The sequence below is a fragment of the Lonepinella koalarum genome (assembly GCF_004565475.1).
GTDB classification, from domain to species: domain Bacteria; phylum Pseudomonadota; class Gammaproteobacteria; order Enterobacterales; family Pasteurellaceae; genus Lonepinella; species Lonepinella koalarum.
The window spans coordinates 120,385-135,530 of sequence record NZ_SRHX01000004.1 but is presented as its reverse complement, the minus strand read 5'-3'; the positions used below and the strand labels follow the sequence as shown (position 1 = coordinate 135,530).

Genomic DNA, 15,146 nt, shown 5'->3' with positions numbered 1-15,146 from the left:
GGGTGGTTGCGAATATTTTAAGAACGTTTCATAATCTCAAAAAATTCTTCGTTCGTTTTGGCGACCATTAGCTTATCAATCAAGAATTCCATGGCATCGACTTCACCCATAGGATTCAGAATTTTACGTAAGATCCACATTTTTTGCAGTTCATCTGGGGTAGTTAAGAGATCTTCTTTACGTGTACCAGAACGGTTAAAATCAATAGCGGGGAACACACGTCTTTCGGCAATTTTACGCGAAAGATGTAGTTCCATATTACCCGTTCCTTTAAATTCTTCGAAGATCACTTCGTCCATTTTTGAACCCGTATCCACTAATGCAGTGGCAATAATGGTTAAGCTGCCCCCTTCTTCTACGTTACGAGCGGCACCAAAGAAACGTTTTGGACGGTGTAAAGCATTGGCATCTACACCACCAGATAAGATTTTACCTGAGGCTGGCGTAACGGTATTATAAGCACGAGCTAAACGCGTGATACTGTCTAATAAAATGACGACATCTTTTTTGTGTTCTACCGAGCGTTTGGCTTTTTCAATCACCATTTCAGCCACTTGAACATGACGTGCTGCCGGTTCGTCAAAGGTTGATGCAATCACTTCACCACGTACGGTACGTTGCATTTCGGTCACTTCTTCTGGGCGTTCGTCAATCAGTAATACGATCAATTCACATTCTGGGTAATTATGGGTGATGCTTTGCGCGATATTTTGTAGAAGTACCGTTTTACCCGCTTTGGGTGGGGCGACAATCAGACCACGTTGTCCTTTACCGATGGGGGAAGCTAAATCTAAAATTCGTGCGGTAAGGTCTTCGGTTGAACCGTTACCACGTTCCATCCGTAAACGTGAATTGGCATGTAATGGAGTTAAGTTTTCAAACAGGATTTTACTACGGGAAACTTCAGGCTTGTCATCATTCACTTGGTCAACTTTAAGTAAGGCAAAATAACGTTCACCTTCTTTTGGCGGGCGAATTTTCCCTTCGACTTTATCCCCTGTTTGTAAGTTAAAGCGACGGATTTGACTCGGGGAAACGTAAATATCATCAGGACCGGCTAAGTAAGAGCTATCAGCGGAACGTAAGAAACCAAAGCCATCTGGTAAAATTTCTAAAATACCACCGCCAAAAATATCTTCACCACTTTTGGCATGTTGTTTAAGAATAGCGAATACGATGTCTTGTTTGCGTAAACGAGCTAGGTTTTCTAAGCCCATTTGACCTTCACCCAGTTCAACCAAGGTTGATACCGGCGTATTTTTAAGTTCTGTTAAATGCATAATTTTTATAGTTTATAGATTTGAGTAAATGAATTGTTGAGAGTTGACATTGTTGCCATTAGGTGCTGTTAAGGTAGCATTAATTTATCGCATTGTCTAGTATTCAATGAGAAAAGTCGGAAAAAACGAGAAAAATAGCAAGAAAGTGCGGTGCTTTTTTGGGGATTTTTGCATATCGTGCTATGCTAACCATAATTTTTACTAAAATGATATTGATTATGACCACAAACCATCTATCTCGGCAACGTTTTGCTGATCTTCCGCTAAACCCACAAGTATTGCAAGCACTGCAAAGCAAAGGATTTGAATATTGCACACCGATTCAGGCGTTATCTTTGCCAATTACCTTGCAAGGTAAAGATGTGGCAGGGCAAGCCCAAACGGGGACAGGCAAAACCATGGCATTTTTAACTGCCACGTTTCACCATTTATTAGAAAAACCAACGACGTCTAACCCGAATCAACCTAGAGCGTTAATTCTTGCGCCAACACGTGAATTAGCCGTACAGATTGCCCATGACGCAGAATTGTTGCAAAAAACGACAGGATTAAAGACCGCACTTGCCTATGGTGGCGATGGTTATGATAAGCAATTAAAAGCCATTGAACAGGGCGTGGATATTTTAATTGGTACGACTGGGCGAGTGATTGATTATGTTAAACAAGGCATTATTAGCTTAAATGCCATTCAAGTGGTGGTGTTAGATGAAGCGGATCGTATGTTCGATCTGGGTTTTATTAAAGATATTCGTTATTTGTTGCGTAAGTGTCCAAGTTCATCGCAACGCTTAACCATGTTGTTTTCTGCGACCTTATCTTATAAAGTGCGTGAGTTAGCCTTTGAAGATATGAATGATCCAGAATACGTGGAAATTGAGCCATTACAAAAAACAGGTCATCGTATTAAGGAAGAATTATTTTATCCGTCTAATCAGGATAAAATGGCATTATTATTAACCTTATTAGAAGAAGAATGGCCAGAACGTTGCATTATTTTCGCCAATACCAAACACAAATGTGAGGATATTTGGGGGTATTTGAGTGCGGATGGTCATCGTGTAGGATTATTGACGGGTGATGTGGCTCAGAAAAAGCGTTTAAGTTTGTTAAAACAATTTACTGATGGAGAGCTGGATATTTTAGTGGCAACAGATGTGGCAGCCCGTGGTTTACATATTGCGGATGTCAGCCATGTATTTAACTATGATTTACCAGATGATTGCGAAGACTATGTGCATCGTATTGGACGTACTGGGCGAGCAGGAGAAAGTGGGATTTCCATTAGTTTTGCGTGTGAGCAATATGCCATGAATTTACCCGCCATTGAAGAATATATCGGGCATAGTATTCCAGTCAGTCAATATGATTCGAGTTCGTTAATTCAAGATTTACCAAGACCAGTACGAGTGAAACGGAATAGTCCGCTGAATAATCGTAGTAAGCCCCAAAATAAGTCTGGTAAGCGTTAGCTATATTAAAACTAAATCTTGGGTGAGAATTCAAAAGTAGTCTTATGATAAAAATTGCTAAAATCTAATATGAAGCTAATTAAGTTTTTTATTTCTATTTGTTGTGTGAATTATTTTCTCCATTTAAAAACACGCCCATTCCAGCTTTAATATTTTTCACTAAAATGACAGGATCAAACTGTTTATTTGTGGTTAATAGGTATTCTAATATAGTCGTACCCAAATTTGAGAAAATAGCTGCTTGGAGCTGGACATCAATATCTTTATCGCTTTGATTTTGCTTTGAAGCAACTTCAATAAATTTATCTTTAAAGCGGTTTTGAATATCCTGTTTTAAATTAAAATGACGCGTATTGATTTTTAGCATAGTGGCTATAGTGGTTTGATTTTTCTGATAAATTGGAGAAATCAATTGGGCAAAATCATCAAAGGGTTGGTTAAAACGTTGTTGCAAGAGTGGTAACACAACGTCTTGCTTGAATTTCTCTGCAATCTGCACTGCTAGGGCTTCTTTATTTAGATAGTGTTTGTAGAAAGTGGTACGATTAACATTTGCTCTATCAATAATTTCTTGTACGGTAAAATCTTCATATTCCTTTTCCGCAAGTAATTCCAAAAAAGTGCGGTGTAAAAGTTCTCTAGTTCTTGTGATGCGTCGATCTTCTTTTTTTTCAATCATAAAATATCCCTAAACTTGCTTTACGGTTTATCGCAAAATACCCTATAAAATAATCAACTATTTTAATTGTTTTGTTGTTTTAATCAACTTATTTTATTTTTTTGTATTATTAACCAACTTTTTATTGTTTATTATCGGTTGCATATTCATTGTATTGAAATTATTATGCCATAATCTGTTTTTAAACATTTTAAAAGGAAACAAAATGAAAAAATTTCTTGTACTTATCATTATTGCTGCTATTGCAGGCGGTGTTTATTATTATACTCAGCAAGGTAAAAGCGCCAGCCTCGATGGCATTGCTTCAGTAAATGGACGTTTGGAATTAGAACGCTTTGATGTGGCAACACTTTATGCCGGACGGGTAGAAGAAGTATTTGTTAAAGAAGGCGATGATGTCGTTAAGGATCAGGAACTTGCTCGTCTGTCATCTACAACGTCGCAAAGCAAGGTAGATGCAGCGCAGGCGCAAATTGCTTATCAAGAACAACAAGTCGTATTGGCTCAGATTGATTTAGACAATGCTTTAAAACTTCGTCGTGGCAATTTAGTGGCTCAAACTGAAGTAGATAATAAACAAGCGAAACTGAATGCAGCATTAGCGGCTGTTGAACAAGCGAAAGCGCAAGAGCGTGAAGTGGCATCGCAAAATGTGGATATGATGATTAAATCACCGATCAACGGGCGGGTTGAATACAAAATCGCAGAGCCGGGTAATGTGTTAGGCGTTGGTGGTAAAGTAGTCAGCATTTTAGATCTTTCAGATGTCTATATGAATGTGTTTCTGCCTTCTTATCAGTCAAACCTTGTCAGAATCGGTGATGAAGCCCGGATTAAAGTTGATGGTACAGATTATGTATTCCCTGCGACGATTACTTATGTCGCGGCAGATGCACAATTCACACCGAAATCGGTAGAGACGGAAGAAGAACGTGCTAAATTAGTCTTTAAAGTAAAATTACAGGTTCCGGTGGATGTGGCGGCTAAATATGCAAGCCTACTTAAAGGCGGTATGACAGCTATGGGATATGTGAAATATGATGCGCAATCTAACTGGACGGATAGCTTGTCAGTTAAATTACCTGAATAACAAAGGTGAATAATGATGACGGAACTCGCAGTTAAAGTAAGCGACCTGTATCACCAATATGGCAAAATCAAATCGCCTACTCTGGCGGTAAACGGTGTAAACCTTGAAATTCCGCGGGGTAGAACCGTGGGGCTGATTGGTCCTGATGGTGTAGGGAAATCCACCATGCTGTCGGTAATTGCAGGAGCGAAAATTCTGCAAAAAGGCGAGGTGTTGGTATTTGACAAGAATATTGCGGATAAAAAAAGCCGCGAAGAACTCACGCATAAAATCGCTTTTATGCCACAGGGGTTAGGTAAAAACCTTTATCTTACTCTTTCTATTTATGACAACGTAGAATTCCACGCTAAAATGTTCGGTTTAACTGCTAAAGAACGTAAAGCGAGAATTGCACGTTTACTAAAAGCAACAGGTCTTTCACCGTTTGCGGATCGTCCGGCGGGTAAATTGTCGGGCGGAATGAAACAAAAACTCAGTCTTTGTTGTGCTTTGGTGCATGATCCTGATTTATTGATTTTGGATGAACCTACCACAGGGGTGGATCCTCTTTCCCGCCGTCAATTTTGGCAGTTGGTGAACAATCTGCGTCAAGAAAATCCGGGGATGACGGTAATTGTGGCAACCGCTTATATTGATGAAGCAGAGAACTTTGAGTATGTGTTAGCAATGGATGATGGCAAGATTATTGCCGATTGTCCGACTAAGCAATTGATTGCAGATACTCAGAGTAAGAACCTCGAAGAAGCCTATATAAAGACACTTCCAGAAGAAAAACGGGGTGCGGTAGATGGACTTCATATTCCAGAACTCAAAATTTATGAAAATGAAGAACCTGCTATTGAAGCACATAATCTAACGAAGAAATTTGGTGATTTTACTTCGGTAAATGATGTCAGTTTTACTATTCCAAAAGGTGAAATCTTCGGTTTCTTAGGTTCGAATGGTTGTGGTAAATCTACCACCATGAAAATGTTAACAGGATTGCTTGAACCGACTTCAGGTACAGCGACTTTGCTTGGTCAGTCCATTGATGCGAACGATATTAACACACGTAAGAAAGTGGGTTATATGACCCAATCTTTTTCCATGTATGAAGAGATGACGGTACGTGAAAACTTAGATTTACATGCGAAGCTGTTCCAAATTCCGAAAGCGCAGTGGCGTGAATATACTGATAATGCGATGAAACAGTTCGATTTATACCATCTTGCCGATGTACGCCCAAGCGAATTACCGCTTGGTATTCGTCAGCGTTTGCAGTTGGCAGCCGCCTGTTTGCATAAGCCTGAAGTATTAATTTTGGACGAACCGACATCGGGTGTTGACCCTGCGGCACGTGATATGTTTTGGGAATATTTAATCAAATTGTCCCGTGATGATCGTATTACCATTTTCGTTACTACCCACTTTATGAACGAAGCAGCTCGCTGCGATCGTATCTCGTTAATGCATGCTGGTCAGGTATTAGCCGTGGGTACGCCTGAAGACTTGCGCACAGAAAAAGGTTGCGATACCCTTGAAGAAGCCTTTATTCGTTATTTGGAAGAACAAGCAGATGATATTACTGCACCAAGTAGTGAAAATGAAATGCAAACTGCGGTGCAAAATAAGGCAAAATCTGCCAATACGCAAGCGAATCCGTTGTTAAATTGGTTTAATATTATTTGGACTTTCGCCAGCCGTGAAATGAAAGAATTAAGCCGGGATCATATCCGTATGTTCTTTGCTTTATTTGGTCCGGTAGTGATCTTGTTATCCATGGCAAGTAGTATTTCTTTTGATATTAACCCGACTCAATTCACCGTGTTGGATAGAGATAATACTCAACTTTCTCGTAAGTTGATTGAAACCTTTGAGGGTTCAAGTTATTTTATTCGGCAAAATAAAGATATTCATGAAACACACGAAATTAATCCTACCATTCAAAGACAGATTGCTAAGTTAGTGATTGAAATTCCGGACGGTTTTGGTGAGAAATTGCTGAGAGGGCAATCTCCCGAAGTGAGCCTAATTATAGACGGCGCTTATCCATCAACGGCAGAGAACTTGGTAAGTTCGGCGGCGGGAGTGGTGAATCAATTTAATCGTGAATTGATGATTGAAGACGGTGCAACCATAAACAGTCATTCCGTAGCAGAAATACGTATGATGTATAACCAAGACTTTAAGAGTATTTTTGCCATGACTCCGGGTATTATTATGCTTGCCATGATGATGATTCCGCCAATGATGACGGCATTAAGCGTGGTGCGTGAAAAAGAAATGGGGACGATTATGAACTTATATGGTTCGCCAGCAACCAAGTTCCAATTCTTATTTGGTAAGCAAATTCCTTATGTGGTGATTGCTTTCGCCAGTTACTTACTGATGGTTGCCACGGCGATATTTATCTTTAATGTACCGATTAAAGGTTCGATGTGGGCAATGTTCTTGGGTTGTTTCTTAGGCGTTATTACCTCTACAGGCTTTGGTCTGGTGGTCTCCAGTATCACAAAATCTCAAGTCGCCGCCATCTTTTCCGCAGCGATTATTGCAATCGTGCCGACTATGAACTTCTCAGGTATGATGTTCCCAACTTCACGTTTAGACGGTAACACCTTGATTGTATCGAAGATTTTCGCCGGTTCGTGGTTCCAGCAAATCAGTCTGGGTGGCTTCACTAAAGGTTTGGGCTTTGCCGATTTCACCAACAGCTATATTGCCTTAAGTGTGATTTATGTAGCCTATATCACCATTGCCACATTAAGTTTGAAAAAACAGGAGAAATAAATGTTACGTTGGTTAAAAAATGTGGGTTATCTCATGTTTAAAGAACTCAAAAGCCTGTTCAGTGATATTGTGATGATCATTCTTACCATTTATATGTTCTCGGTGGCAATTTTCTTGATATCCAATATGGGGATGACTGATGTGAAAAATGGTTCGGTGGCGATTATTGATTACGACCAATCAACCCTTTCGCATCGCATGCGAGATGCTTTAATTATGCCTTATTTCAAAAAGGTACAGGAAGTTAGCCCGAAAGAGATTGACCGAGAAATGGATCTTGGTAATTACACTTTCGTGGCAGAGTTTCCACCGAATTATGAAAGGGATATGCTCAAAGGTGATAATCCGCAGGTACAAGTATTAGTGGATGCTACCGCCGTTACCCAAGCAGGTATCGGTTCAGGCTATATTAGCCAGATTTTTACTCAAGAAGTGAATGAATTTATGGGTAATATCGGAAATATAGCTGCGCCCATTAAAGTGGTCAATAACGTGCTATATAACCCAAACCATAGTTCAAAATGGTTTATGGCGACAACTCAAAATATGACTAATCTTGCCTTATTAGCGTTAATGTTAGTGGGATCGGCGATTATCCGTGAAAAAGAACGCGGTACGTTAGAACACTTGCTGGTGATGCCAATCGGTTCAAGTGAAATCGCCATGGCAAAAGTGTTTGCTAACGGTTTAGTGTTATTAGTGATTTCAATGCTATCCATACGTTTTATTACCGTCGGTGCTTTAGGGGCACCCATTCCAACTGGACAAATTGCACTATTTGGTGTGGGCGTGCTGGTATTTTTATTTTCCATTGCATCTTTAGGTATTATGCTGGCTGTATTTGCTCCGACAATGCCACAATTTGGTTTGCTTTGTCTTCCGATTTATTTAATTATGAATATGCTTTCGGGGGCCCAATCTCCAGTGGAAAATATGCCTGAACTGGCTCAACAGCTCACTCAATTTTCACCACTCACCATTTTAGTGGCTTATGGTCAAGATGTGCTATTCCGCGGTTCAGGGATTGATATTGTATGGCCACATTTGCTTAAAATGGCAGCTTTAGGCGCTGTATTCTTAGGGGTGGCATTGGCACAATTTAAATCAATGTTATCGAAACAAGGTTAATCATGGACTGCGTGTAAACGCACTATCTTAAAAATAAATATTATCACGGTGCGTTTATTACGTACCTATACTGAAAGGAATATATAAAAATGCAAATTTTACACCGCACTTTCAAACTCTCAATGATTGCAGGTTTTGTGGCAATTCTCACTGCTTGCAATGCAACTGTTGATGCTGAACAGGCAAGCTCGGTAAACACGCCTGTACAATTTGATCAGGTGAAAGCCGGTCAAAGTCAAATGGAAATTAAACAATGGTGGCAAAACTGGAATGACCCTGAACTCTCCCGTTTAATCGAAAAAGGTTTAAGCCAGAATCTTGATATTGCCCTTGCGCAAGCCCGCTTAAACGAAGCCAGAGCCAACTATGACTACGCGGAAGCTGACAAAGGCATAAACGTCAGCGGTAATGCCTCCACTGGAGGTGGTGTAAATCGTATGAAAATAGGTAATTCATCAGCGGATACGTCAGCTTCTGGCAATATCTATGGTGGGGTGTCCGCATCATGGGAACTGGACTTCTTCGGTAAGAAAAAATCAGATGCTGATGCTGCTCGTAGCCTGACGCTGGCTCAACAAGAACAGTTTTATGCGGCACAGATGCTCGTGGCAAGCGAAATTGCGAATAACTACTTTCAAATCTACGCGTTGGATCGCCAAGCAAACTTAATCAACCAAGCGATCAAAGAATTACAATCACTGGAAAACTATGTGAAAGGACGCTTTAACACGGGCGGTGCAACGGCTTATGAAGTCACGGAAATTTCCACTCAAATTACGGCTCAACAAGCACGTCTGACAACACTCAAAGCACAAGCCGACCAAGCACAACGTAATATTGCGGTGTTAACGGGCGAAACGCCACAAGGTTTCCGTATTGTCAAGTCAGGCAATCCACTTGCCCGTATTCCTGCCGTACCGAATGGTGTAATGCCAAGCGATGTGATCAGTAACCGTCCTGACTTACGCACTGCCCAACATAATGTAGATGCCTACGCTGCTAAACTGGCAAGTGCCAAAGCCGATCTCTACCCGAGATTTAACATCAGCTTTATGGGCGACGGTGGTTACGTCAAGCTTGATAACGATCTGTCCAAAGTATCGGGTATATTAGGTATGGTCAGTGCAGGTGTACAACTGCCGATTTTCACCAATGGACGTTTAGAAGCCAATATTGATGCCGCAGACGCACGTTTAAAATCAGCGGTGATCCAATATGACCAAACCTTATTAACAGCACTAAAAGAAGTGGACAACGCTTATCAAATGAGTGCAGCGTTGAAAAATCAAACGGCATTAAATCAAAAATCAGTAAACCTTGCTAACAAACAGGCGCAAGATGCACAGACCTTATTCCAACACGGCAATAAGACCTTAGATGTTGCCATTCGTGCCAGAGTAACGGCGTTAAATAACCAAGAAGCAGTTGTACAATCGCAACTGGCTCAAGCTCAAAATTGGGTTGAATTGTATAAGGCGTTAGGAGGAGGTTGGAGATAATCTCCATTGTATGCCACGACCAGATTAAACTTGCGCTGAATAATATAAGGCATAGTGATGAGAGTGTTGCAAAAATTTATTATTTTTGCAACACTTTTTATTTACCGTTATTTACCAACGATAGCGTCCATAATGGTAGCCAATAGATGGCATTAAAACGACTGGTGTTGTGGTTTTTGTCGTGGTTTTGGGTTGCGAATCACTGGCATTTAATGGCATATTAACGGGAGCCTGTTTAACTTTTTGGCTCGCCGGAACCGTATCACCATGATAAACTTTCGTGTTATAAGCATTGACTGATGCCATATCTAATGGTGCTTGTGGTTGACCGACTTCTGGGTGAGAAGCACAGGCGGTTAATAGAATACAGGCTAACATAAAGACGATTTTTTTCATTTTTCATATCCTTTTTTTACGTGACAAATCATATTAGATAATATACTGGAACGTTCTCGGATGTTTTGTAGGGCGATTTTTCTTCCAGCATGAGCATCTTGTTCTTGTAACTGTTTTGATAATTTAGGATCGGTAATATGAAATACAAATGCATATTGCAGTTTTTTAGGGCGCCCTTCATAGTTTATGATGCCACCTGAGATATTAGCATAGTATTCTTCTTTTGATCTATCTTTGATATAGTAAGTTGCCGAATCCGTAATTTCTACACCATCATCCAAATAACCATAACAGATTCCGCCACCATGTTCAAAAACAGTATGTATTTTTCTGTTTTCGTTAATCGTAAATACTTCAAGTTCAATACTTTGGGCTAGTTCATTAACGTCTTTTAGATCTTGCAAATCGAATTTTTGTAAATTACCGTTACTCACATAAATTTGTTCAGGTACCGGGGTTGTTTTTATCATAGCGGTATTATTTTCAGAAAAATGGATAGAAACTGACTCTGCAAAAATATTTAGACTTGTTAAGCTCAATAATATAACAATGGCGTACTTCATGAGTAATAATTTCCTTTCTGTTGTTTAGAATCAACATAAATGTTTGTTTATTTCATAAAATTCTAGGGGCAAGTTATCAGGATCTCGAAAAAAAGTAAAACGTTTTTGTGTCAGTTCGTCAACGCGTATGGGTTCACACTCCACGTTAAATTGTGTTAAATAAGTCACTGCATTTTCTACATTTTGAACTTTAAAAGCGAGATGGCGTAAGCCACAGGACTCCGGTGTAGAAGGGCGAGCGGGTGGGTTAGGAAAAGAAAATAGTTCTATTTGACTACCGTCTGGAAAAGCTAAATCTAATTTATAGCTTTCTCGTGCTGAACGATAGGTTTCTGCTAATATTTTAGCACCAAGAATATTAACGTAAAAATGCTTTGATTTTGCATAATCAGAAGCAATTATGGCAATATGATGAAAACCTAGTATTACTGACATATAAATCCTTTATAGTAAAGATTATATAATATACATGTTTTCTTGTTGAATAAAGAAATTTCTGTCTGACATTTTTAGTAAATGGCACGCCCTAAAGGATTCGAACCTTTGACCCACGCCTTAGAAGGGCGTTGCTCTATCCAGCTGAGCTAAGGGCGCGTATCAAATGGATATGTAAAGGAAATGGTCGGCGAGATAGGATTTGAACCTACGACCCACTGGTCCCAAACCAGTTGCGCTACCAAGCTGCGCTACTCGCCGATGAAGTGGTAAGTATTATAAGTGGCTGTAGATTTCCGTCAATCATTTTTTTACTTTTTCGGTTTAATTGCTTAAATTTATTCCAAAATACAATTTTATTCGCCTTTTTTATGTTTTTCTGACAAAATAGCAACCGTTTACTTAATTTTAATAAAGGTAAAGTTATGACAGCAAAACTCATTTCTGGTACTGAACTTGCAAAAAAAATTAAATCTGATGTGGCACAAAAGATTGCAGACTACGTAGCGCAAGGAAAACGTTCCCCCGGTTTAGCGGTGATTTTGGTCGGAGCCAATCCCGCTTCACAAGTTTACGTGGGAAGTAAGCGAAAAAGTTGTGCTGAAATAGGCATCCAATCAAGATCCTATGACTTGCCTGAAACAACCAGTGAAACAGAATTATTAAAGTTGATTGATGAACTTAATCAAGATCCAACTATAGATGGCATTTTAGTACAGTTACCATTACCCAAACAGATTGATAGCAGTAAGGTGATTGAGCATATTTCACCAAGCAAGGATGTGGACGGTTTTCATCCTTATAACGTTGGACGTTTATGTCAGCGTATTCCTACTTTGCGAGCCTGTACGCCTTATGGTGTCATGAAATTGCTAGAAACTACGGGAGTAGATTTATACGGTCAACATGCGGTGATTGTGGGGGCTTCAAACATTGTGGGACGACCAATGGCGTTGGAGTTATTGTTGGCAGGTTGTACCGTCACAGTGACGCACCGTTTTACCAAGGATCTTGCAAGTCATGTTGGTCAAGCCGATATTTTGGTGGTTGCAGTGGGGAAACCTGAATTTATTCCAGCAGAGTGGATTAAGCAAGGTGCAATTGTGATTGACGTTGGCATTAATCGTGATGCAGATGGTAAATTAAAAGGCGATGTGGCACAAAGTGCGGTGCAAAAAGCGGGATTTTTGACTCCTGTTCCCGGTGGCGTGGGTCCGATGACGGTCGCCATGTTGATGTTTAATACCTTAGCCGCTTATGAAACCCATTAAAGTACTTTAATGGTAGAAAACGCTCAATACCATATATTGAGCGTTTTTTATTTGAAAATATTATCGAATAACGACTTCTGCGATAGCTACCCCAACCACACAAGCAGTACCAACGCCGACTAAACCTGGTAGCATAAAGCTGTGGTTGAAATAATATTTACCGATTTTGGTCGTTCCTGTTACGTCAAAGTTTACCGTAGCAATATCTGACGGATAATTTGGAATAAAGAAGTAAGCATAAGTAGCTGGCATTAAACCCACTAATAAGGCAGGTGGAATACCAAGACCAATGCCGACTGGCAACATCATCACTGCGGTTGCTGCTTGGCTATTAATTACCACGGAAACAGCAAACAGTGCGAAAGCAAAGGTCCAAGGATATTGTTCTACCATGGTCGTGATGGCAGCTTTAAATTCTGGCATCGCATATTGGAAGTAGGTATCGCTCATCCATGCAATCCCGAAAATAGCAATTGCCGCCACCATACCTGATTTAAATACCACACCATTTGGTACGATTTGCGGATTGGTTTTGGTAAGTAAAAGAATCAGACCACCGAAACATAGCATCATCATCTGAATAATTAAATTCATTGAAATGGCTTTTTCACTATTCCCGATGGTGCGAATGTCAGGCAACATGGCAATCGCCACAATCACAGCTAACGCCAATAAGAACAGATAGACCGATTGTTTAGCTGCTTTTGGTAATTCATCATTTAAGGTGGTACTGGTGGTATTCAAAATACGTTCACGCCAAACGGGATCTTGCAAACGGCGTTGGTATTCTGGGTCATCATCTAATTCTTTGCCACGGCGTAAACTGTATAATGAAAGTGCAATGGTTCCCGCAAAAGTCGCTGGCACCGTGACACTAATAATATTAAGTAACGTGATGTGTTCAAAACCCGGTAAGCCAGTGATTTGGGTTAAATAAAATACCACAGCAGCAGATAGTGGGCTAGACGTAATGGCTAACTGGGATGCGACGGAAGAAGCGGCCATTGGGCGTTCCGGACGAATTTTGTTTTTTAAGGCGACATCACCGATAATTGGCATAATAGAGTAAACAGAATGTCCAGTTCCTAACATAAAGGTCATTAAATAAGTAACGATCGGACCTAATAAGGTGACACGTTTAGGATTATTACGTAAAAGACGTTCGGCAACTTGCAACATAAATTTCAAACCACCAGCGGCTTCCAATATTGATGCGCAGGTGACGACCGCTAAGATAATTAGCATCACATCAACCGGTGCTTTGCCTACTGGCATACGGAAAATAAATACTTCAATCGCCAAGCCGATACCAGAAACGACACCTAAACCGATACCACCGTAACGACTACCCGTGTAGAGCATTAATAACAGAAATAAAAATTCGAAATAGAGCATAAAAATTACCTTTAAAGAGTTGTTGATAAGAAAATGTGTGAATCATAGCCGTTTGCTGAAAAAATACAACTATTTGCTGTATTTTTTTAGATTTATATCAATATCTGTGGCAAGGATAAAGTAAATTTGTTATTAACGACAGATCATGGCAGAAATATCATCTAACTGTTGCCAAATATCGGCACTAAAATCTAATTTGGTGGCATGCTCAAGTTCAGCGAGTTGTTGAATGATGTGATAAAGTTTAGCGTAAGTTAAACGTTGAAACGCAGTCGTATAAAAAGTACGACGATTTTGCCAAATTTTTAAACGATCAAAGTTTTCTCTTAATTGTGCCATTGGTAACGCTTGGTGTAAGGATTCAAGGCGTTGTTGAGGTTTTGAAAGCTCTAATAACACTATTAATTCACGTTGTAAGGTACGTAATAAAATAATCGGTTGTATATCTTCATTTTGCAAACCATTCAAAATTCGTTTCGCCCGAGTAAATTTACCTTCAAGCAATGCATCAATCCATTGAAAAGGGGTAAAAACAGAAGATTGTTCCACTACTTTTTGTACCCGAGTGAAAGTTAATTTTTTGTCGCCATGTAATAATGCCAACAAATCTAAACTTTGTTTTAAGCCGATTAAATTATTTTCGTGGCTATAACACAGTAATTGAATGGCATCTTGATCCGCCGTTAATCCCATATTTCTAATCCGTTGAGCAACCCAACGTGGAAGTTGTTCTGTACTGGGTGTTTGGCAGTTTACAAGGGGTAAGTGCGGTTCAAATTCCTGCGATTTTTTTACCCATGCTTGTTTTTCAGTGGTTTTAGGAAATTTAGGGAGCTGGAAAATAAATAATAGATCTGGGTTTAACAACGCAATGAGTTCGGCTAATTTAGCTTGTAAAGGGGCAGTTAAATTTTCAGGTAATAGCAGATTAATCACCTGCCGCTTGAAGAACAGCCCGATGGATTGACAACGTTCAAATAATACTTGCCAATCGGTATTGGTATCAATTTGAATATTTAGTTTTTCATCAAAGCCCTGTTCAGTGGCTTTGCGAAAAATAGCATCTTGGCTTTCACTTAACAATAAAGGATCTTGCCCGACTAAATAATAGATACTCGCCAAACTACTGTTTAGCGAGTGGGATAATTGCTCAGGGAAGATTCGATTCATCT

The 15,146-nt window shown here is 39.8% G+C and carries 13 protein-coding genes and 2 tRNA genes; 6 read left to right on the top strand and 9 right to left on the bottom strand.

Features of this window, described 5'->3' with window-relative positions; translation table 11 throughout:
- Positions 1–17 precede the first annotated feature (17 nt).
- Positions 18–1,280 (bottom strand): transcription termination factor Rho, encoded by a 1,263-nt coding sequence (gene rho, locus E0709_RS06800; RefSeq protein WP_132302095.1) that lies wholly within the window; start codon positions 1,278–1,280, stop codon positions 18–20.
- Between the two features lie 218 nt (positions 1,281–1,498).
- Between rho and rhlB the strand changes: the two genes are divergently transcribed.
- Positions 1,499–2,749 carry an ATP-dependent RNA helicase RhlB gene (gene rhlB, locus E0709_RS06795; protein WP_132302093.1) on the top strand — a complete coding sequence of 417 codons (1,251 nt, stop codon included), beginning with the start codon at positions 1,499–1,501 and terminating at the stop codon, positions 2,747–2,749.
- A gap of 94 nt (positions 2,750–2,843) precedes the next feature.
- Here rhlB and E0709_RS06790 read toward each other — a convergent pair whose 3' ends face one another.
- The gene (locus tag E0709_RS06790) at positions 2,844–3,428 is read right to left on the bottom strand and encodes a TetR/AcrR family transcriptional regulator (protein WP_132302091.1); all 585 of its coding nucleotides are present in this window, start codon (positions 3,426–3,428) and stop codon (positions 2,844–2,846) included.
- 205 nt (positions 3,429–3,633) lie between these two features.
- Here E0709_RS06790 and E0709_RS06785 point away from each other — a divergent pair, with 205 nt between their 5' ends.
- From E0709_RS06785 to E0709_RS06770, 4 genes are all read left to right on the top strand, one after another.
- Positions 3,634–4,518, top strand: coding sequence for an HlyD family secretion protein (locus tag E0709_RS06785; protein WP_132302089.1), 885 nt, complete (start codon positions 3,634–3,636; stop codon positions 4,516–4,518).
- A gap of 15 nt (positions 4,519–4,533) precedes the next feature.
- Complete coding sequence (rbbA, locus tag E0709_RS06780; RefSeq protein WP_132302209.1) at positions 4,534–7,287, top strand: ribosome-associated ATPase/putative transporter RbbA; 2,754 nt, start codon at positions 4,534–4,536, stop codon at positions 7,285–7,287.
- Entirely contained in the window at positions 7,288–8,415 is a 1,128-nt protein-coding gene (locus E0709_RS06775; protein ID WP_132302087.1) for an ABC transporter permease, read from the top strand.
- Positions 8,416–8,504: 89 nt separating this feature from the next.
- Positions 8,505–9,914, top strand: coding sequence for an efflux transporter outer membrane subunit (locus E0709_RS06770; RefSeq protein ID WP_132302085.1), 1,410 nt, complete (start codon positions 8,505–8,507; stop codon positions 9,912–9,914).
- A 111-nt stretch (positions 9,915–10,025) separates the two neighbouring features.
- On the opposite strand, the gene E0709_RS06765 is transcribed toward E0709_RS06770, so the two are convergent.
- From E0709_RS06765 to E0709_RS06745, 5 genes are all read right to left on the bottom strand, one after another.
- The gene (locus E0709_RS06765) at positions 10,026–10,310 is read right to left on the bottom strand and encodes a YajG family lipoprotein (protein WP_132302083.1); all 285 of its coding nucleotides are present in this window, start codon (positions 10,308–10,310) and stop codon (positions 10,026–10,028) included.
- Complete coding sequence (locus E0709_RS06760; RefSeq protein WP_132302081.1) at positions 10,307–10,873, bottom strand: DUF8095 domain-containing protein; 567 nt, start codon at positions 10,871–10,873, stop codon at positions 10,307–10,309. The genes E0709_RS06765 and E0709_RS06760 overlap by 4 nt, the downstream gene beginning before the upstream one ends.
- A 30-nt stretch (positions 10,874–10,903) precedes the next feature.
- Positions 10,904–11,308, bottom strand: a complete 405-nt coding sequence (gloA2, locus tag E0709_RS06755; protein WP_132302079.1) for an SMU1112c/YaeR family gloxylase I-like metalloprotein — start codon at positions 11,306–11,308, stop codon at positions 10,904–10,906.
- Between the two features lie 82 nt (positions 11,309–11,390).
- A tRNA-Arg gene (locus E0709_RS06750) sits at positions 11,391–11,467 on the bottom strand.
- A 25-nt stretch (positions 11,468–11,492) separates the two neighbouring features.
- Positions 11,493–11,569, bottom strand: a tRNA-Pro gene (locus tag E0709_RS06745).
- A gap of 164 nt (positions 11,570–11,733) precedes the next feature.
- On the opposite strand from E0709_RS06745, the gene folD reads away from it, so the two are divergent.
- A complete protein-coding gene (folD, locus tag E0709_RS06740; protein ID WP_132302077.1) occupies positions 11,734–12,579 on the top strand; it encodes a bifunctional methylenetetrahydrofolate dehydrogenase/methenyltetrahydrofolate cyclohydrolase FolD in 846 nt (281 codons plus the stop codon).
- A gap of 60 nt (positions 12,580–12,639) precedes the next feature.
- Here the strand turns inward: folD and E0709_RS06735 are convergent, their stop codons facing one another.
- Complete coding sequence (locus tag E0709_RS06735; protein ID WP_132302075.1) at positions 12,640–13,974, bottom strand: anaerobic C4-dicarboxylate transporter; 1,335 nt, start codon at positions 13,972–13,974, stop codon at positions 12,640–12,642.
- A gap of 132 nt (positions 13,975–14,106) precedes the next feature.
- Positions 14,107–15,144: a DNA polymerase III subunit delta gene (gene holA, locus E0709_RS06730; RefSeq protein ID WP_132302073.1), complete on the bottom strand. Its 1,038-nt coding sequence runs from the start codon at positions 15,142–15,144 to the stop codon at positions 14,107–14,109.
- Positions 15,145–15,146: the final 2 nt, after the last annotated feature.